Source organism: Vibrio nigripulchritudo (assembly GCF_027924785.1).
Lineage (GTDB): Bacteria > Pseudomonadota > Gammaproteobacteria > Enterobacterales > Vibrionaceae > Vibrio > Vibrio nigripulchritudo.
In genome coordinates this window covers 2,072,459-2,091,967 of sequence record NZ_AP027049.1, presented here as the reverse complement: position 1 = coordinate 2,091,967, position 19,509 = coordinate 2,072,459, and the positions used below count along the sequence as shown (strand labels likewise).

The 19,509-nt window shown below is 46.4% G+C and carries 15 protein-coding genes; 1 reads left to right on the top strand and 14 read right to left on the bottom strand.

All coding sequences use genetic code 11. The features are described from left to right. The 14 genes from QMG91_RS09645 to QMG91_RS09580 all read right to left on the bottom strand — a co-directional run bounded on the left by QMG91_RS09645 (window position 1) and on the right by QMG91_RS09580 (window position 18,177). The gene (locus tag QMG91_RS09645; protein WP_004408113.1) at window positions 1–1,077 is read right to left on the bottom strand and encodes a glycosyltransferase; all 1,077 of its coding nucleotides are present in this window, start codon (window positions 1,075–1,077) and stop codon (window positions 1–3) included. 194 nt (window positions 1,078–1,271) lie between these two features. Next, window positions 1,272–2,774 (bottom strand): GumC family protein, encoded by a 1,503-nt coding sequence (locus tag QMG91_RS09640; RefSeq protein WP_281826083.1) that lies wholly within the window; start codon window positions 2,772–2,774, stop codon window positions 1,272–1,274. Beyond that, window positions 2,771–3,886, bottom strand: coding sequence for a glycosyltransferase (locus QMG91_RS09635; RefSeq protein ID WP_281826082.1), 1,116 nt, complete (start codon window positions 3,884–3,886; stop codon window positions 2,771–2,773). Before QMG91_RS09635 ends, QMG91_RS09640 begins: the two co-directional genes overlap by 4 nt. Continuing rightward, window positions 3,876–4,619 carry an acyltransferase gene (locus tag QMG91_RS09630; protein ID WP_281826080.1) on the bottom strand — a complete coding sequence of 248 codons (744 nt, stop codon included), beginning with the start codon at window positions 4,617–4,619 and terminating at the stop codon, window positions 3,876–3,878. The genes QMG91_RS09635 and QMG91_RS09630 overlap by 11 nt, the downstream gene beginning before the upstream one ends. Window positions 4,620–5,086: 467 nt before the next feature. Further along, a complete protein-coding gene (locus QMG91_RS09625) occupies window positions 5,087–6,208 on the bottom strand; it encodes a glycosyltransferase (protein ID WP_281826078.1) in 1,122 nt (373 codons plus the stop codon). Continuing rightward, window positions 6,205–7,422 (bottom strand): glycosyltransferase family 4 protein, encoded by a 1,218-nt coding sequence (locus QMG91_RS09620; protein ID WP_281826077.1) that lies wholly within the window; start codon window positions 7,420–7,422, stop codon window positions 6,205–6,207. Before QMG91_RS09620 ends, QMG91_RS09625 begins: the two co-directional genes overlap by 4 nt. 183 nt (window positions 7,423–7,605) lie before the next feature. Beyond that, a complete protein-coding gene (locus QMG91_RS09615; RefSeq protein ID WP_281826075.1) occupies window positions 7,606–8,619 on the bottom strand; it encodes a glycosyltransferase family 4 protein in 1,014 nt (337 codons plus the stop codon). Further along, complete coding sequence (locus tag QMG91_RS09610) at window positions 8,603–10,108, bottom strand: sigma-54-dependent transcriptional regulator (protein WP_281869981.1); 1,506 nt, start codon at window positions 10,106–10,108, stop codon at window positions 8,603–8,605. The genes QMG91_RS09615 and QMG91_RS09610 overlap by 17 nt, the downstream gene beginning before the upstream one ends. 194 nt (window positions 10,109–10,302) lie before the next feature. After that, the gene (locus QMG91_RS09605) at window positions 10,303–12,576 is read right to left on the bottom strand and encodes a response regulator (protein WP_281826071.1); all 2,274 of its coding nucleotides are present in this window, start codon (window positions 12,574–12,576) and stop codon (window positions 10,303–10,305) included. Window positions 12,577–12,585: 9 nt separating this feature from the next. Then, window positions 12,586–14,121, bottom strand: coding sequence for a SpoIIE family protein phosphatase (locus QMG91_RS09600; RefSeq protein ID WP_281826069.1), 1,536 nt, complete (start codon window positions 14,119–14,121; stop codon window positions 12,586–12,588). After that, window positions 14,118–14,897, bottom strand: coding sequence for a P-loop NTPase family protein (locus QMG91_RS09595; RefSeq protein WP_004408138.1), 780 nt, complete (start codon window positions 14,895–14,897; stop codon window positions 14,118–14,120). Before QMG91_RS09595 ends, QMG91_RS09600 begins: the two co-directional genes overlap by 4 nt. After that, entirely contained in the window at window positions 14,897–16,975 is a 2,079-nt protein-coding gene (locus tag QMG91_RS09590) for an SLBB domain-containing protein (protein ID WP_399457371.1), read from the bottom strand. Before QMG91_RS09590 ends, QMG91_RS09595 begins: the two co-directional genes overlap by 1 nt. Window positions 16,976–16,997: 22 nt before the next feature. Beyond that, window positions 16,998–17,810, bottom strand: a complete 813-nt coding sequence (locus tag QMG91_RS09585) for an OmpA family protein (RefSeq protein WP_004400647.1) — start codon at window positions 17,808–17,810, stop codon at window positions 16,998–17,000. A 49-nt stretch (window positions 17,811–17,859) separates the two neighbouring features. Further along, entirely contained in the window at window positions 17,860–18,177 is a 318-nt protein-coding gene (locus tag QMG91_RS09580) for an STAS domain-containing protein (RefSeq protein WP_004400645.1), read from the bottom strand. A 400-nt stretch (window positions 18,178–18,577) separates the two neighbouring features. Here QMG91_RS09580 and QMG91_RS09575 point away from each other — a divergent pair, with 400 nt between their 5' ends. After that, window positions 18,578–19,324, top strand: coding sequence for a substrate-binding periplasmic protein (locus QMG91_RS09575; protein WP_022606705.1), 747 nt, complete (start codon window positions 18,578–18,580; stop codon window positions 19,322–19,324). Window positions 19,325–19,509: the final 185 nt, after the last annotated feature.

Here is a 19,509-nt window from a genome sequence, read left to right as displayed (position 1 = left end):
TTATTCCCCCTGATCACACAGTTTTTCGTAGGCAGATGTCATATTGCGGATGTCGTAATTTTCGACGACGTAACTTCTTGGTGAAAACGGGCTAGGGCAGTTCAGCATGCTTACCAGAATTTCACTCATAAGAGAGGCATTGTCGGGAAGCACAAGCTGACCTGACTTAAGGCACAGTGACTCTTTTACACCTCCCACATCGGTGGCAACCACCGGAATGTCGCACGCCTGTGCTTCAAGAGTTGATAGCGGGAAACCCTCGTTACGAGAAGGTAGACAGTAAAGATCTAGCGACCGATAGAAATTAACCATGTCGCTGACGAACCCAAGGAAGAGGACTCTGTCTTCAAGTTTGAGTTCTTTTGCCAGTGCCATCAGTGACTCTTTCTCGGAGCCGTCTCCTGCAATAGCGAGAATGACGTTGCATGGCATGTCCTTCAGAGCGTGTATCAGAGTATCCTGTCCTTTAACATGCTCAACTCTTCCTGAGCACCCGATGATTCGCTTATTGTTTGGAAGCCCAAGCTTTTCTCTTGCTATGTTCGCTGCGCCAGGTGTGAAATGATCGCAATCTACGCCGTTGTGAATGGTTTCAACCGGGATGTCATCAAAAATTCGGACTAGTTTGTCTTTCACGAATTCGGCATCGGCGACCATTTTGGGTTTAGAAAGATAACGAGCGATTTTTTCAATTCTGACTTCAGAATCTTCGTTCAGATGCCAGGCATCATGTTCGGTGTGAATGCGTACCGGAACATTGGCAAACCGAGCTGTCACATTCCCGTAAAGCAAAGGACCGATATGATGACTATGCACTACATCGGCTTTCAGTGAGCTCAATAAGTTCTTCATTTTCATGAATAACCCCAACTCGATGCCGGGTGTTTTGTTAAGGAAGAAAAGCTGATGCTCGTGATCCTTTAATCTCGGCCAGGACTTAAGCGCCTTATCTTTAGACCCTTCCAGGCTAACAACGAATACCTTGTTCGCTTTATCGGCAAACCGCAGCATATCCAATACCATGACTTCAATGCCGCCAGGCCTTAAGTGCTGAACTACATGAACTATGGTCTTCATATTGTGTCTCTCGTTTTTTGTTCGGTTTAGTCTTCTATAGCGAAAGGCGTGCCAATAAATATTGACAATAAATACAATGAGTTAAGTCATCTTTGTAAAAGTGAGTATTTGGTTTCTCAATTTGATAGTCGGTTTGAGAGAACAGAAAAGATAAAGCCCGCAGAAATGCGAGCTTGTCTTTCTAATGCGCTGATCTACGCGGTGGGGGTGATGTCAATCACTGGCATAGAAGTGGTATTTGAACCAAGATCCAGCACACTGTCATCGTCAGTATTTCTCATCTTAGGAACACGGGTTAACACAGGTTTGCCTGTAAGAAGTTCCACTTCGTCGCGTCGTCTGACTGCTGTGTCGGTTAGCTCCAGAATCAGGGCAATGCCTGCACCTAGCCCTAGTCCTCCCACGATACCTGCAATCAGAAAGATGATGGGAGGCAAATTGGATGGCGCACTTGGTGTATAAGGGCGATCAATCACTTTTACGCGCTTTTCTTGTTCGAAAACACCTAGCGAACTGGTTAACCTTGCCATTTCGTATCGTTCCAACAGGTTTTCATACAGTTGGCGTTTCAAAGAAAGGTCGCGTTGCAGGTTAAGTAAGGTTTTTTCGTTCTCACCAAACTTAGACGTCATTTTTTCCAGTTCGGTGATCATGGTTTGAAGGGTTTTCACTTCCTCTTCTAAACTGTCGACCTTTGAACGCGCTTTCTGCAAGTCATCCAGTTGAGAAATCAGAACAGGTTGGTTCTGATCCGCATCTTCAAGAGCGGCTGAACTGGCGATGTCCCAAAGTTGGGTGCTGTCCAAAGAAGGTTGACCTTGAGCAAGGAGATTCGCGCGTTCTGCCTCGAGCCTTCTCAGGTTGCGAATTTTAGCCTGAACCTTGCTGTGAGAATCCGTGTACTTGGCTCTGAGCAAAGTCAGTTCACTGCGGATTAGAATGATCTGCTCTTCCAGTTTGCCAACAACCGGATTGGTTTTTGAAAGCTGAACATCCAGGCTTCCTAACGTTCTTTTGGCTCCGGCGTATTCGGCTTGTCTCTCAAACAGTCTTTGTTTTAGCTGTGCCAGACGGCTTAACGCTTCAAGCTGCATTTCCGGAAGCAACGAGCCGTTATCGCTTTTAAACTTCGCCAGCGCGGCTTCAGCGGCGTCCAGCTCTGCCTGACGGTATTTGATGTTCTCGGAAAGAAAGTTCTGAGAATCGGTCATGGAAGAACGCTCTGGCGCAAGCAACTGCTCAACGAAGTGATGGCTTACGGCTTCCAGAGTTTCCTTCATCCCTTCCGACGTGTTTGAGCGATACTCAATTTTCAACAGGTCTCTGCCTATCTTGGTGACTTTTAGATTGTTGGAGAGCTGACGAATCACCGCATCCAGTTCAATTGGGGAAGGGTTTTCACTCACCAGATTTCTTTCTTTGGCAACGGAAGCCAGAATATGACGGCTATGAAGCAACGTTTTTAACGCATCCAGACGATCTTTCAACATGGTAGACACGGCGAGATCTTCCAAAAATGGATTCATTTTCGCGGTTTCTTGAATCAGCATACTGGTATGCGAGTCGTAATATCTCGGTGTGGTTTTACCAATCAAGAAACCCAGGACTGGGAGAATGAGGGTCGGCATTAATATTACGTAGCGACGACGCCATGCACCCATCAAGATGATTAGAACTCTCTGGCTTAATGTCATCATAGTGCCTCCAACCAGCCTTCAAGCTCGCGAGCACGGTTGTCCCACGAGTGTCTGGCAGCAGCTTCAGGCTGCGATTGATTGATCATAAACTGGCTGTTTTCCAGTGCAGACTTGAACTCTCTTGGGCTTCGTACACAGTGAACCAGCTTTTTGAAAGGTTGCAGTGCCGGGAAGTCAGTCGTCACAATGGGTGTGCCAGCTGTAATGTATTCCAGCAATTTTAGTGGGTTGCAGGCTTTGATCTGTTCGTTATCGACAAACGGCAACATGCTGGCTTGCCAATGGCGGCTATAGCTTGGCAGGGCGTGATGGGGTTTTGGTCCAAGCCAGTGAACATTGGGTAAATTCGGAAGTGGGTTGGTTGCCAGTTCAAGTTGACCAATGAACACAAAGTGCCATTCCGGCATAGAGCGAAATACCTGTTCCAGCATGTCGTAATCCAGCCAGTTAGACAGGCTGCCATAAAATCCGGCGATAGGGCGACCATCTGTAGGTAAATCTATAGCTCTAGGAACCTGAGTCGAGAACAGAGAATAATCGACGCCGTGGGGCAGATACTGAGTTTTGTTCTCTGGGAATTTACTCATCAGGCTTTCACTGGATGCCAGAATCATGTCTGCTTTTTCGACCAGCTTTTGCTCGTGTTGCAGCACACAGCCATGATCGACGCCAGTCAGTGCGCCAAAATCGTCACAGCAATAGTACACAACAGCAGATTCGTTCAGCTCACCGCACAGGTCTGCGGCAGTTGGCAGTGATGTCCATAGAATTGGGTCTTTCATCCCGTAATGTTCTATCACAGGCAACAACTGAGACTTCATCCAGTTTTTCGCCATGTTGCGCGCCCACATTGAACATGGGGCAGGGATGGTGCGCAGAGTGACAACCGGGAAATTAGGTTTAACCTGCATTGCATCGGTGCTTTTCTTTGTTGGGGCAGTAATTTTGGCCCACGCTCTTTTCATGTCGCGCACTGACAATCGAGGCTTTCTCAATCCAATCGAATTTACCCAAAGTACTTTACGGTTGTGGCTAATACGGTTGATAAGGTGCTGAGTGCTAGAAGGCAGTCCGCCCCAGTCTTCTCCGAATACAATCAAATCACGAGGCATGGCGAACCTCCTCAATAGTGTCTTGTGTTAGGGATTTAATGACTCTTGCAGGGTTTCCAGCAGCAAGAACCATGGGGGGAAGATCTTTAGTGACAACGCTGTTTGCGGCGACGATAGTGCCTTGTCCTATGGTGACACCAGTCATAACCGACACGCCAGTAGCCAGCCACACATCGTTTTCCAGAACCACATCTCCTGTCTGGTCATCCGAGCAGGGAGCACCTTGAGCTCTGCTTTTCGGATCCAGCGGGTGACCTGGGTAACCACAGATGAATGAGCGACCAGCAATGCGAACGTTATCGCCCAGAACCACTTTAGTGCCGACGGCGATAGTGGTTTGCCAGCCTACATCAACATTGCTGCCGATTTTCAAAAGCGGCTTGTCAGTAAGCGTTCTGCCCGAAAAAGTCGTGTGACCCGAGATACGAGCATTGTCTCCGACTTCGATTGATAAAGGACCTGAAACGAAAGGGACACCACCGTAAAGATAAAGGTTGTCGCCAAATTGGTTGAGGCGACCTTTGAATACCGGTGTGTGAATAAGAACGCGAAACGTCGTCTGCCAGACAAGACTGATTTGCTGATAGATAAAGTAAGCAAGCTTGCATACCAAATGAGGCAGAGGAAGTTCGAAATTCAAAACACGCTTAATGTTTCGAAACAGAAATACGGCGAGTGGGCTGTCGCTATGCTTAAGCCAGTTTTTTATAGATTGTAAATGTAATGAGAGCATAGTCTGTCCTGTTATGCAGTGACGTTTGACTATGCTCTTTCAATGATTGTGCCAGAAGATAAAGTATTAAAATACAGTGAGATACGGTGTCTTCTATGTCAATGACATTGGGATTCTCAATTTGACACGCGTTTTGGATGAGTCTTTTTTGGTTGAAGGTCTCTGCTTAGATGGCTTTTTAGGTTTCTGATTCGGTAACATAACGCCTCCTACATCTTGGCTTTGGTCTGAAACACATCGAAATGGTTTTGTGTCTCAGACTGACTTTATTGCTCTTTAGCTGATACGTATTTCCCGTCTGAAAAGAGCAACATAAGTTATGTTTGCATTCTGAATGCGTCTATTCGTGTACATCCTGATAACAAATTGTACACATTTAGTATAGACCATGTTTCTTTCAACAAAGTTTCATCAGACTTTTCCAGTATCTTAAAGTCTCTAAAGTCAGACCAGTGTCGGAGCGACACTCAATCGTGATGTTGTTCTGTCGTTGAGCGGTTAGTCAAAGCCGAGATAATGCTGGTGTAGCACTTGTCTGCGCGATATCCGTGAGCAATATGCGCTCCCGCTTTGGAAATGCTTTGTAGTGCCACCGGATTGGCTTTCACCTGCTCCAGTTTTTCTTTTAACGAAGACATATCGTATGGTTTGTACTTCAGGCAGTTAACCTGATTGGAAAGCGCTAAATCCCAGAATGAACCATCGGCAGGGATAATGACGCACATTCCCGTGCTCAGTGCTTTCAACACCTGACGCTCGTTATCAAGATTACCGGGCAGAGCGAGATAAATGTTCCCAGGTGCCCATTGAACATCCTCTTCGCAGCGCTGACAGCCAAGTAATGTGGATTGGTGTTTGATGTCTGTATTTTTGTGGATGTTTGCTCCAGTTTCTTTCAGATAGATCGCAGGGCGATTTTCTTTTCTAATGTGAGCAAGTGCATCCAGTAAATGGGCCAGGTTGCGAGTCTGAGTTTCACAAAATACTCGCTTCAGGCTGTTTTCTTCCTGCATGGGCTGATCAACATAGATGTAGCCCATTTTGAAAGGGGTGTACCTTTCGCTCTGAATTATGTCCTGAGCTTGTTGGTGTGCCGTTGTGTTTGGGCATTCTTTCCACTGGCATGCAATAGCTTCAAGCATCGATTCACGCATGCTCTGTAAATAGAACACTCTATCTGCCTTGGTCAGGCAAAGACCGTTTTTAGGTGTCCAGCTCACAGGCTGACTGATTAACTGGACTACTTGATATTTAAGCAAATTGCGAAGAAAAAATACCGGGTAGCTGGCACTGGGTTGAGAAGTCAGTAAAACACTGGATATCTCTCCGTAACGCAGGCGAGCAAAAATGACGCAGCAACAAAATGCCAAAGCACGATACCAGCGAACGAGTGGATCGTTACTGGGTGTCATGGATTTCTGGTTAACCGTGATGCCAGCGTAACCTTCGATCTGCGACTGATCCGGTGCCATAACTGTAATCTTTGTATCATCACCCTGAAGCTGATTAAGAACATCTTGAGTCAAGGATTTGGTGCTTTGACCTTGATCGCCGGACGCGACGACTAGAATGTGTGATGCCTTGTTCATAGTGAACCTCCAGAGGCTTTGCCACCAGTGAGTAACTTAGTGATGTACCCTAAGTTGTTGAGCAAAGGGGATAAATGAGCTGAATATCGGTACTCGTAATGTGACTCAATCTCTTGCAGGTAAATCGCTGCAAGTGTTACGCAGTACCGTTTCGGGTCAGACAGGCGTTGTGCCAGATAGCGAGCCTGTTCAGAGAAATAGGTCAGTCTGTTGTTATCAGAAGCCATCATCTCAATGGCTTCTGCGAGTGAAACATGTGAATGCGCCAGTGCCAGGAATCCTGTCATTCCCTGACGAATGACTTCCGGGTTAGAACCTATCATTGGGGCGATGGCAGGAAGCCCGCAGCGTCCGGCTCTGACAATGTGGTCTCTTGCGCCGTCTTTTCTCGCACCGCTAATGTAGGCATCAGCTTGCTCGAAGTAGGGAGTATGATCATCAGGGCTGTATACGAAATGCACCGCATCTTTGATATCAAGCAACATAGCCTGTTGCTCAAGCTGACTGCGTTCTTCACCCTGTCCGAGCAGTACAAGGTGTGTATTTGGGCATTCCATACGCGCCATCGACAACGCTTGTATCAGAGCGTCAATCCCACTTTCCTGAGTCAGTGGTTCGCTGTTAATCAGTACAAACGCGTCATTTTCAAAATTGAAGTGGGTACTTAAATCCAGCACCTTTGCGCGGTGAGAAGATGAAACCGTCACTGCAACAGGTCTTTGTACTACTTCAATCTGTTCGCCAGGATATCCCAGAGATTTTAAGGCTGAGGCGACATGATTACCCGGAGCGATAAGTTTGGGCATTAAACGAATACCCAAAGGTAAGGAATCAACGGAAGTAAATTTGGCTTCTACGTCCACCATAATGGGAACATCACAGTGATTGGCTACCCAGTTCATCCACTGACAACTTAAGCTGTCTAAACAATGGATCAGAGAAATACTCTCTGTGCGCACGATTCGCTTTCCAACTTGGTACTTTTGATACCATCCGGCCAAAGAAGACGTAGAACTGGAGTCAGACGAGTAAAATAAGACTTCAGGAAATTCTCGTTGAAGGAGAAATTCTGTTTCTGCATCCAGACAGTGCCAGAGGGTGACAGTAAAAGATTGAGTCTGCAGACCAGAGCAAATTGCGCGGAGGCGTGCAACAACGTCAGTCGCGTCAGAATTGTCATATTGGACCAACAAAATATTGGTTGTGGTATCCATGCTGCCTCCCTAAGAATCGCTTTTCTGATTAGCTTGAATTATTAGGGAGCAATAGATGTGCCAATCTAATGATTGTAATTATCTTGTTGATTTATATAAGAGTGATAAATTGATGTGCTCTTTGTTTCTTATTATTGAAGAGGTTCATTTTCATTTTGAAAATGCATTCTCAAAATGAAAATGCTAGCAATGTTGATGGTAGATTTGCAAAATTGATGGAATAACTGCCTGAGTTGAAAAGCCTTTTTCTACAGCTCTTTTAGCGGCAATTTGGATTGCCATTTTTTTGTCGCGTGGCATGTTTTGCCAATCTGATATTGCCATAGGGAAGCTGGCGTACTCTTTTATCCAGCCATTTTCGCCATTAATTACCAGTTCTGACAGATTTCCGACCGGTGTGCAAAGTACCGGAACACCTTGTGCCATGGCTTCTAATGCTGACATTGGCAGCCCTTCGTAGCGAGAAGGAATCACAAGAAGCCCAATGTCTGACCAAATCTTTGACATGTCTTTTTGATGACCATGAAAAACAACATTGCCTGAAGCCTGAGGTTTCAGGTCTTCCTCCATCGGACCACTGCCATAAATGTGATAGTCAGTCGAAAGGTCAAGAGCTGCCATTTCTAAAAAGCGATCAGGAGCTTTTTCATGACTCAGTCTGCCAACAAAGGCGATCTGTTTTCCTTCGCTAAACGGCAGGTCATCTGTACTCACAAAATTCCGAATTACGGGAACTGAATGTGAAAAGCGTTCTGCGATAAGTGGGCTGACTGCAAAATTGTGCTTGCAGATCCGAGCGGTTTTCCTGTCCAGCCAGTCGTAAAAACGAAGTTTACCAGACCCTATTTCGCCTGCGTGGAATGTACTGATGACGGGTATACCCGTTACCAATGAAACCAGCCTGGCGAGTATGCCTGCTTTGTATCCGTGGGTGTGCACGATATCAGGGTTTTGGGATTTTGCCTGTTGGTAGAAATCCGAGAGTGTTCCATTAAGAAATTCAAAGGGAATATCGGCTTCTTTCAACTTTTCGAGCATTGGGTGGGGAGTCGGGTATTCACGTAAGAACATAACGCTTACGTCGCAATGCAACTGGCGTAATCCAATAGCCAGTTGCACCACGTGGGATTCAATACCTCCGAACCCCTGAGAATCGAGAGTCAGCCAAACCCTGAGTGGGTTAGTCCTCTTCTTCATGGGTTTCCCATGCCTGTTTTTTACGATAAAGAGTGGATGGGCTAAGTTCCAGAAGCACAGCTGCATTCAGTACATTGCCATCGCAGTATTCAATTGCGTTCTGAATTGCCTCACGCTCAATCTCTGCCATTGGTCTGACAGGCATCTTGCCCATTTCAACAGGCTCTGGGGCGGGAGGGGCTTCAAAATTGGCGGTTGCCGCAGATACCGCGACTTCCGCTTCAGCGTGTACGGGCTCGGGAATGGACACAACCACTGGCTCAGGTTTTGGTACCGGTGTCTTAATCACTCTTGAAGCACTGCCGACACCAGCCGACATGCTGTTCAATGGTGGCGGTAGGTGTTCCATTGACACTTGAGGTTCATCGTTAAGTACGACGATGTTGCGAATAATGTTTTGCAACTGACGGACGTTACCCGGCCAGTCGTAGTTGCATAGAACCAACTCAGCGTCGCGTTTAAAGCCGGTGAACTTCTTCTTATCTTCACGGGCATATTTGCGCAGGAAGAATTTGGCTATGTCGATAATGTCGGTTCCGCGTTCGCGAAGAGGAGGCAAGTTAATAGGGACGACGTGAACACGGTAATACAAGTCTTCACGGAAACGACCTTCCTGAACTTCTTTTAGTGGGTCCCGGTTGGTTGCACAAATAATCCGGCAGTCCACCTGAATTTCTTTTGTGCCACCAAGAGGAGTGAAACGTCCGGTTTGCAGAAAGCGAAGAAGCTTTTTCTGCATATCCAATTCCATCTCACACAACTCATCCAGAAACAGTGTGCCGCCATTTGCCTGAGAGGCCGCGCCTTTTCTGTCTGTCGTCGCACCAGTAAACGCGCCTTTCATGTGACCGAAGATTTCGCTTTCTACCAAATCGCGTGGAATCGCCCCGCAGTTGAGGGCAATAAAAGGCTTGTTTTTACGATTGCTCTGGTTGTGAATGGCTTCTGCACATACCTCTTTACCAGTACCGCTCTCACCACAGATAAAGACACTGGCGGTGGTAGGAGCAACCGAATCAATAATCTTGTATACCGCCTGCATAGGCAGAGAGGAACCGATGAAGCCCTGATAACGCTTTCTGTCCAGCGTTGATTGCAAGTCTTCAACAAGGTGCTCTAGCTTGTTGCGCTGCAAGTGGTTTTTTATGGAGGCTTTGAGTCGATCGGCATTGATGGGTTTTTCCAGAAAATCGTCGGCACCGATTCGCATTAAATCGACGGCGACATTCACTGAACCGTGAGCAGTCGCAATAATGACAGATGTGGATATTTGGTTTTCCCGGATCCAGGCAAGCACATCCTGACCATGCATATCAGGCAGTTTTAAATCCAGTATCACGAGCTGAGGTGGATTCTTTTCAATAAAGTCTTTAGCTTCTGCGCCCGTCGCTACGTGGAAAAAATCGTACGGTTCATCTTTTACATACTGTTTGTAGAGTATCGCCAGTGACGTTGAGTCTTCGACTAGCAGAACTTTAGGTTGAGTCATAGTTTTTCATCTCCCATGCCCTGACATGGTCCCCGATTCTTAAGCAAGTAGTCTTATCTTGTAAGCAATTAATCGCTATTATTCTAGTTTGATATTAAGTTAAGCAGACAACTCTAGTGGATGCAAAGTTAAGCCCATATTTTTAAAACAGTTTTATGGGTTAACTAACAGTTCCACTTAAATAAGAGATTTCGTTACTCAAATCCTCTTGCACTTCGTTCGCGTAATGCCGCAAAAGACAGGTCTGCGACTCTCGGCAGGGCAGCGGCACATTCCAGTGCTTCTTCTACTTTCTTTTCGACGCAGAGCATCTCTATTTTTCGAGCGTGTTTGGAAAGCCTCTGATTTCCTAACGTGACGGAACTGCTTCCTAGTGTATGAGATTCAAATTCAAGTGCTTCGATGTTCCGGGTGTTAGCCGCTTCCATCAAATGAGAAACGCGATCTTTCGATTCCTGTAGGTAGAATTCGATCAGTTCAGGTAACACACTGGCATCGGTGTCGCGGATGATCTGTTGAATGACTTCTTCGTCGACCAGAGTCGCCGCATCGTCATTGTGTTCAAAAGCCGTTATCGCGGCGATGTCTTTTCTTCTTTCAGTTGAGCTGTTTTCCATAACATCCTCATTTTTTTTATCACCTAAGTGTAAGCTTAGACAAGATAGTAAAGTTGAGCGATTAAAAGGTTTAGAAAGGTAGTCCGACATCCCAGAAGAAAGGAATCTTTCTTTGTCACCCGACAAGGCATGAGCCGTCAGAGCAACGATTGGAACGTTGGAATATTCTTCAGACAGGGCGCGAATATGTTTCGTCGCTGTCATGCCATCCATCTCAGGCATTGAGATGTCCATAAGAATCAGGTCGTAGTGCTTTCGCTTAACGGCATCTATTGCTTCGCGCCCGTTATTGGCGATATCTGGGGTGACGCCTGCGTGTTGTAATGTGCTTTTGATAACAAGCTGATTGGCACTGTTGTCCTCGACCACTAACAGGTTTCGACCTGCCAACGTGAAATCGGTGGTGGGAGCCTGGTGAAAATGCTGGTCAACTTCGCTCTGATTCGATTTTTCAAACAGGACGCTAAATTTAAATTCACTTCCGATGCCTTCCACACTTTGTACACTGATATTTCCATCCATTAAGTGGAGAAGCCTTTGAGTAATCGCGAGGCCAAGCCCCGATCCTTCATAGTGACGAGCGAAGGACTGGTCGACCATGGTGAACTCATCAAATAGATGGGGAAGGTAGTGTTCCGCAATGCCAATTCCGCTGTCTTTAATTGAACACAACAACTCTACTCGCGATTCGTGATATTCCGCATGTACGTGAACATCCACACCGCCATGCTCTGTAAATTTGACCGCATTACCAATCAGATTAAGCAAGACCTGCTTGAAGCGATAGGCATCACCGTACACGTAAGCGGGAACGCTCGGGCTGACATTCAGATCAATATAAAGCCCTTTTTCTTCTGCCTGAGGTTTAAAGAAATCAACCGACTGAGTAAGGCTTTCATTTAAGTCAAAAGCTGAAGGCTCAAGCATCAGTGTGCTGGCTTCCATTTTGGAGAAATCCAGAATGTCGTTGATGATAGAAAGAAGCAATTGACCTGAGTTAGTTGCAGTATGAACCAGTTCTTTCTGTTCAGTACCGAGAGGCGTTTGTTCCAGGCTTCCAAGCAGCCCAAGTACGCCATTCATTGGGGTACGGATCTCGTGGCTCATTGAAGCAAGAAAACGGCTTTTGGCTTCGCTTGCTGATTCAGCCTGCTTGCGAGCCACTTCCAGTTCTTTTTGTTTGTCTGCCAGTTTCTGAGACATGGAGTTGAACGCTTTAGCAAGTTCGCCTATTTCATCTCCTTCTGCAATCGCGACCTGAACCCCAGGACCTTCCTGAGTGACAAGTTGCGCCGCATGCTTAATTTTGTACAGGTTTCTTGTGAGGTAAGAACCCAGTATCAATGAGAACAGAGTAACCAAGGCAACTTCAATCGAGGCGATACTTAGTATCCAGGTTTTCGCATTGTCTAGCATGCCGTGTATGTCCTTGGTTGCGAACCCCATTTCAATATGACCATGCCTTAGCGAACCAGTGGTAATGGATGTTGCCCGATCAAACACGCCATCCTTTGCGGAAGAAAGCCCAGTGTCCATGGCTGCAAAATGCTGTAGCAGGTTTTGCTCACCACCTTCCACCAGAAGTCTACCTTGATCGTTATAAATTCGGACGTAGCACAAATCTTTTAGATCCAGAATGTCGTCAACCAGTGTTTGCAGCGTCGCAATGTCGGAAGAGATCACGGCATCTTTGGTTGCTCCAGCGAACATTTTCAGGGTGGTGTCGGCACGCTGTAGAAGCTGTTGCTCGTTAGAATCAGACAGAAATTTGACTGCGCTCAGCACCAGAGTCATCAGCATAATGATTTCTATGCCCGCGATGCCGATGATGGTTTTCAACCGAAGATTCATTGTTGTCTCCTACGCATGCTTTGGCTCAATGAGCATTAATAAGGTGTCATCATTTGGGGGAGTGCCAGCCAATGCGTCGAAGCTTGCCATCACAGTATCTATGGCTTCCTCTATGGGAAGCTCAAGTGTGTGAAGCAGTTGTTTTTCTATTTCTTTTGTTAATTGTGTTCTTTCTGTGACAGTGTCACCCGATTCGAATAATCCGTCTGTAAATAATGCGATTCGTTGCTTTTTCCCTAGGGTTAGCTTGAGTGGCGAGTACAGAGTTTCTGGTAACAGACCCGGAAGCATGCCCTGAACAGAAATGGTCTCAAGTCCGTTTTCTGATATTAGAAGTGGGCAAGGGTGACCCGCGGAAGCGAACTCGATTTCGTCGTTCCCATGTAGGGAGAAGGCGCAGCTGGTCAGAGTGACCTGAGAAAGTAGCTGATCGTCAAATGCACTATCAGATAGTTGACCAAGCAGCAGGCAAGGGTCTGCTTCCCGAGTGTTGTTTAATAACCCTCGCAGATACCCAGCGTAAGCATACGAAAAAAATTTTGCGCTGACATCGTGACCCATGACATCAGCGAGAACATACAGATCTTCTTCGCCAAAGGCTTTTGAAAGCAGGAAGTCGCCACCGCCACATCCCGTGTTCCTCTGGCGTACTGCGATATCCCAGCCTGAGTCGGGGGAGTGGATTTTTGGAAGCAAACTGTTGGTGATTTTTTCATCCAGCCGATGAGAAAGATGGTTGTAAACCTGCTCAGAACGGGCGAGAACCCGCTGAACCGAGAACAACAACGACTTCTTATCAACGGGTTTAATAAGATAATCATCGATCCCGAGGTGATTGGCGTTCATCTGTACATTTTCACCCGCCAGTGCAGTGAGAAAAATAAAAGGAATCGACTGACCGTCCTGGGCGGACTTAATCGCCTGGCGAAGCTCCAGACCACCCATGGTTGGCATCTGGATGTCGGAGATAATTAAATCGTATTTGTTTACCTTAATTAACCCCAGAGCCTGATCGCCATTTTGCGCGCAGGTAATGGTAAAGTCTTTATCCAGATAAGCTTTGTACACTCTGAGCAGTAATGGATCGTCGTCGACGATCAACACATCTGGTTTTCGAGTCTGGATGGGAATATCCCAACTCATCGATAACGTATTGGTTCCGTTTTTAGTTGAGTATTCAAGGTGTTCGCAAAATGTCTGAATGAGGGCTATACCACGACCTTCCTCTGATTCCGTAAACTGGCTAATAATGTCTTTCGAATCTTTAAGGGTGGGGTCCCAGGGCTGACCGGAATCCGACACAGACAAGAACAGTTTGCTCGCATTCTTTTCTAAGATAACTCTGATAGAAGGGCTTTGCGGTGATGCATGCCGAACCAGATTGGTTGCCCACTCCGAGAAACACAGCAATATGTTATTTTTAAGGTTTGAAGGACTCAAAGTACTGTTTAGTGCTTTGGATAGACATTGCCTGAGTACGGTGACCGACTCTAAATCAGTGTGTCTTTCGTGTTCGAAAAGCTGAATGTTTCTTTGTGTACTCATATGCTCACCTGTAAGAAACGTGCTTTGCGAATAGACAGCGTTATTTTGGATACCCAACTCTTGGGCAAGAATCTCGCTTTTTCTATCTGACGGCATAGCTCGTCCGCCAGACTCGGGTGATGAAGGTCGTTGATCACGGTGCCCACCAGATTGGCGTTATTGTCATTAAGATGCGCCATCGCAGAAGACAACTCTGACTGATTGGTTTTGCCAGCCATCAGCATTAGAATCGTTCCGTCACAAGCGCCAGCAACGGTTTCTGCGGGTATGTTGTTGGCGTTAAGCTGAGAAATAGGGCTGGTATCGATGATCACTCTGTCATAGTCCTTTAACCATTCCTCAATCTTCTGTTTCAACATATGTGGCTGGCGGAAGCCCATAATCTCAGCTTTCTCAGTTGGGGCGTTTACCCCAGTGATAACTTCATGCGTCCCTTCAACAATAGCCAGATGCTGACAAGGTCCCGGTGTAGGCTCGGGTTCAATGGTATTGCCGTCAGGATCTATCACGTCGAAATCTTCAAATACGTCTTCACTGTCGCCGGAGTTTGGCAGCATGGTTGGTAAGTCAAGCGTCATAAGGCTGGGGTGTTTAAGATTTAAATCCACAAACAAAGTTCGGTAGCCAGCAAGCAGGTGTCGTTCTGTTAACGCCAGCGCCATTGAACTCGAACCCTCACCGCAGTTGGTTGAAGTAATGCAGAGAGAGCGACAGTGGTGCTTCTCTAGTTGCAGAAACACCTGCTCAATTTCCATATTGCACGCAGGTATAGACATCACAATGCTCCTATCAGGGCGATTGTCGCCAATACGCGGAAAACGTCGTCTAAACCGGTTCGCACTTTTTCCAGCATACTTTCGTCCATTCTTGGCACATACACGGTATCACCAGCACGCAATACAGGCAGGGAACGGAAATTAGCGGTACGGCTGAACTCGATCAGGTCAAAGGTTCTGGCTTGTCCCTGACAGCAAGACATGTTGACCACGCTGATTTTTTCAAGGTAGGCGTTGTTGTCTGGTCCGCCTGCTTCAGCCAGTAAGTCGAGAATGGTCATGGTGTCGTTAAAGCGGTAGCGACCTGGGTTTCTTACCGCGCCCAACACTCGAATCGTGGATTCTTTACTTTCATCCAGCCAGTTCTTGTTCTTTTCGGGCACGTAGATGGTGTCGCCGGGTTTTACTTTTGGCAGCAGCGACTCGTCTCCTGTTTCAAAATACAAAGAAAGGTTGAGCTTGCTGACTCGCGCGTATTTACCGTTTCTATGGGTAACCCGAATATTGTGAATGTCGGCATTTTGAGTAGGACCGTCAGCCGCGGCAAGAATGTCCAGAAAATGCATATCTTCGGTAAATCGGTAACGACCGGGAGCAGAAAGCTGACCGAAAACGTAAATAGAAGCATCGGAAGCCTGACGAACCCATTGTGCTTTGTTGTCTGAAGGGTCTTGTGGAAGGTCGTGAACTCGTACCGTACTGCCTGCACGAATTAATGGGAGTTCAGAGTCACTTGCTCCACGCTTAATAAAGTCGTCCAGATCAAAAACAGTCAATTGAGGAACGCCAGCAGGAGTAGGGGTGACGACTTCAATTCGGCTGGTATCTGCTCGCCCGACAGGACCTCCAACATGAGCCAGAAGATCCATTAAGTTCATTTCATCGGACCATTCGACACGACCGGGTCTTTTCACTTCTCCGATAACACGCACAGCGCGGTTTGGTGCAATTTTCAGCCACGACTTTTCATTGATGTCCGTTTTCTCAGGAACAAAGATGGCATCACCCGGACCAATGGCTGGTGGTGCGACACGTTGTGTCCCTTCGGTGTATCCAGAAAGGTCAAAGTTAATGACTCGACCACTACTTTTTATTACCCGAATCTGGCGAGATTCGGCAAAACGGGTAGGACCTCCTGCATTTGCCAGAATGTCCATAAAGGTCGCGCCTTCTTTGCCCTCGAACGCACCGGGTTTGGCCACTTCACCCATCACGTAAACAGTGTTGGAACCGGACTTAATTTCTTCTTCCTGTTTAGGTACGAAGATCGTTGCCCCGGGAACCAGATTGGGTAATAGGTTAGCATTACCGGTATCCAGATATTTCTTCAGGCTGAACAAGGTAGGTTCGTTGTGAGTGATGACCCGAATTTGCTCCACAGCGGCATAGCGTGTGACACCACCGGCGCGCATCAGAAGATCGACTAAGTTGTTCTCTTCCTTATAGGAAAATGTACCCGGTGCATTCACTTCGCCGAATACTTTGATCGCATTTTTACCATCGGCTGCATCACCGGAATCAGCGAGTTTGGCGGGGTCGAACTCTTGTTCGATATTGCCCACCATGGGGGATGCCGGAATAAAAAGAATGTCGAGGGATTTCATATCTGGCAACAGGTTTTCGTTACCCGTATCCAGAAATGCTTTGTAGTTGAAGACCTGAACTTGTTCGCCTCTGCGAAGCTGTATCTGATCTAACTGCGCACCAGAACGCAATCCTCCTGCGGCATGAAGTGCCAGTTGAACACTGTCGCCTTGCTGCAGAGTATATTCACCCGGGCTTTCAACATAACCCTGAATACTCACTAAGAGCTGCTTCTTGCTCACAAATACTTTTAAGTTGGACAAGTCCTGCAATACGGTTTTAAGGCTAATGGTAACAGTCGCCACCATTTGGTCTTCTGTCTTTCCTGCCACGTGAATGGGACCCACTTCGGGAAGAATCAGACGCCCACGTTTGTCTACCTGAAAGTCTTTATTCAAAGTCGGTTCACCGGGAAGCATCACGCTTATCAGATCGCCCACATTCACACGTTCTTCTTTGGCATAAGTGCTTGCTGAAAAGCACGCACAAACCATTAAAATAAGAAACAGCAGAGATCTATTCATTGGACACCTCCGCAGGCAGGATTTGATCCGCCTGAAGCAGTTCAATCGTTACACGGCGGTTGGTAAGTCTTACGTGAGGTTCGTTTCCTTCGAATAGAGGATCGGACTTGCCAACAGAATCGACATGAATTCTCTCAGGAGCCAGACCAAAGATACTGAGGTAGCGCTTCACTTGCTTGGCTCTTTCCATAGCAAGATCAGAGTTGTAGTCTTCTCCACCCACTGAATCCGCATGCCCGGTAACAAGTAGCTTAAATTCAGGGTGCTCTTTGAGAAGATGAGAAGCTTCCGCCAGACGCCCAACATATTTGGGGTTGAGTTCGTAACTGTTGAAAGCGAATTGGTTGTCGGCATTCAGAAGATCGTACAAGCGTGTCGCTAGACTTACTTCGACTCGGCTTTTTTCATTGCTGCCCGGAGGCACACATTCTTCTTTAGAAAGCACATAATCAAGTTGATTTTCCAGACGGCGAAGCAGCTTTCTCTGGATGATCAAGTCGTTTGCGGCATCGTGATGAAGCCCGCCTTCAAGTTCTCTGGCGATTCTGGCTTCGTTGTTCTTGGCATGAAGCACCGTCGCTGGGAAGCACCATTCTGCTTGCTCCAGAATAAGAACGTCTAAGTGTCTTGCTGCCAGTTCCCATTCAAAGCGTAAGCCGTGCTCGGGACCCAAAGGCTCATCTGGCATAACGGCTGCAAAACTGGCTTGTGGGTAGTGCTCTGCTAAACCGCCTTCACCCTCTGGTGCAAAACTGGTACATCCTGTTACTGAGATAATGATTAATGATAAGTAGATTAATCTCATACCTAGCCTCCCGAAAAAAATGACGTGCCTCGACGTGCGGTCTGGTCTGTCAGCTGTTGTTGTTCACTGGAATCGCGTTGCTGATTCGGAGTAGGGTGATCAGTTCAAGCGGCTGCCCGTGTGCGTTTTCAATACGCATGACGCGTTTTTTCTCCACCAGACGTTTGTAGAGATAAACGATGGCTCCAACACCGGACGAATCCAAAAAAGATACCTGCGATAGGTCGATTTCGACTTCATGATGTGTGTCTTCAAAGATCACTTTGTCGATTTGTGGTTGAAGGCTCTTGCAACCCATTGCATCCATATCACCCAAAACTGAAAGGGTCAGTAATTGAGGGCTCTGTTCTGATCTTTGCATTTCCATGGTGCTTCTCCTGCTATCGGGAAAGTTACGCTATTAGAGGTAGCATGATGTGTGCCAAAAATAATTACTAATAAATACAGTTAGATAAGAAGGTTTTATGACCTTTTCTCAATTTGAGACTTAGAGATTTTGTCAATTTGATAATAGGTGACGAGTTTCATTATCGCTATTTTCAAAATGAGAAATCTTTGTTTACAAGGGGTTAGATCACAAATGGTGCTGAGCCGATAAAGAATGAAAACGACGATGAGTATTGTCTTATTTATGATAAAGAGGGCAGTTGGTGTATCAGTGTATTGATACGGAAATCTCGTGTTACTAGTGTATAGAAAGGGTCGGTTCTGGTGAGCTGATCTTTACTCAAGCGCAATCAGGCTAAGCAAATGAGACGGGGTTGAGTATGTTCTTTAAAACGGTTTTTCTTTTCCTGTCGTTATTGTTAGTGCCAGCGGGAAACGCCACGCAAATGAAAGAGCTTATTGGCGTTCAGGATGAGTGGGCACCATTTGCAATGAGTGGCGAGAACAAAGGGATAGCAGTCGATATTGTGACTGAGGCGCTGAAATCTCAGGGGTACAGGCTTCGATTCAAAATGATGCCCTTTGCGCGTGCTATTCATGAGGTAAAAAGAAGTCGGGTCGACATTTTAGTCGCCACCTGGTTAACCGAAGAACGCACTGAGTACCTTAGTTACAGTCACCCTTATTTCTACAACAGTGTGAAATTTATCAAACGTAAGGGCGATGGGTTTGAATACTTCGGGATGAATAGTCTGGAAGGAAAAGTCGTCGGAATTGTACGTAGTTATGGATACGGAGACGAGTTTACTAACTCACCTTTGTTTGAGCGCCACCCAGTCGTGGATACTTTGGGAAACCTGAAGAAGCTGGAAGCAGGGAGAATCGACCTCACTTTGGAAGAACCTTTAGTTGCCAAACATATCATGCGCAATGCAGGTATGGATGTTGACCAGTTTGCTTTCACTAAGAACGCGCTTTCAATCAATGCTCTTCATGTTTCCATCAGTAATAAACACCCCAATGCCAATAATATATTGCGAGCTTTCAACATCGGTCTTAAAGAAATTAAAAAGAATGGAACTTACTGGGAAATCCTTGTGAAGTACGGCTTAGAAGCTGGAGATTAATGATTGGTTTCAATTTCCTACAGTATTTGTATTTCAGTGATAACACATGGCGTTCTTCTGCGTGTGCCGAAAAAATGGTAGCAATCCATTGTCCATTGCCTTCAAATTGACTAAATCATCTAATTTGTTCAATAAATGCTCTGGTATGAGCTGCTTTAAATATTTGATATTCGGCATAGCCTACG

Excerpts from the sequence above, each read along its gene's own strand:
- QMG91_RS09635 (WP_281826082.1), bottom strand. The coding sequence starts at position 3,886 with ATGCCTCGTGATTTGATTGTATTCGGAGAAGACTGGGGCGGACTGCCT.
- QMG91_RS09645 (WP_004408113.1), bottom strand. The coding sequence starts at position 1,077 with ATGAAGACCATAGTTCATGTAGTTCAGCACTTAAGGCCTGGCGGCATT.
- QMG91_RS09605 (WP_281826071.1), bottom strand. The coding sequence starts at position 12,576 with ATGAATCTTCGGTTGAAAACCATCATCGGCATCGCGGGCATAGAAATC.
- QMG91_RS09640 (WP_281826083.1), bottom strand. The coding sequence starts at position 2,774 with ATGATGACATTAAGCCAGAGAGTTCTAATCATCTTGATGGGTGCATGG.
- QMG91_RS09590 (WP_399457371.1), bottom strand. The coding sequence starts at position 16,975 with ATGGTTTGTGCGTGCTTTTCAGCAAGCACTTATGCCAAAGAAGAACGT.
- QMG91_RS09615 (WP_281826075.1), bottom strand. The coding sequence starts at position 8,619 with ATGAAGAAGAGGACTAACCCACTCAGGGTTTGGCTGACTCTCGATTCT.
- QMG91_RS09610 (WP_281869981.1), bottom strand. The coding sequence starts at position 10,108 with ATGACTCAACCTAAAGTTCTGCTAGTCGAAGACTCAACGTCACTGGCG.
- QMG91_RS09625 (WP_281826078.1), bottom strand. The coding sequence starts at position 6,208 with ATGAACAAGGCATCACACATTCTAGTCGTCGCGTCCGGCGATCAAGGT.
- QMG91_RS09585 (WP_004400647.1), bottom strand. The coding sequence starts at position 17,810 with ATGAGATTAATCTACTTATCATTAATCATTATCTCAGTAACAGGATGT.
- QMG91_RS09620 (WP_281826077.1), bottom strand. The coding sequence starts at position 7,422 with ATGGATACCACAACCAATATTTTGTTGGTCCAATATGACAATTCTGAC.
- QMG91_RS09580 (WP_004400645.1), bottom strand. The coding sequence starts at position 18,177 with ATGGAAATGCAAAGATCAGAACAGAGCCCTCAATTACTGACCCTTTCA.
- QMG91_RS09630 (WP_281826080.1), bottom strand. The coding sequence starts at position 4,619 with ATGCTCTCATTACATTTACAATCTATAAAAAACTGGCTTAAGCATAGC.
- QMG91_RS09575 (WP_022606705.1), top strand. The coding sequence starts at position 18,578 with ATGTTCTTTAAAACGGTTTTTCTTTTCCTGTCGTTATTGTTAGTGCCA.
- QMG91_RS09595 (WP_004408138.1), bottom strand. The coding sequence starts at position 14,897 with ATGTCTATACCTGCGTGCAATATGGAAATTGAGCAGGTGTTTCTGCAA.
- QMG91_RS09600 (WP_281826069.1), bottom strand. The coding sequence starts at position 14,121 with ATGAGTACACAAAGAAACATTCAGCTTTTCGAACACGAAAGACACACT.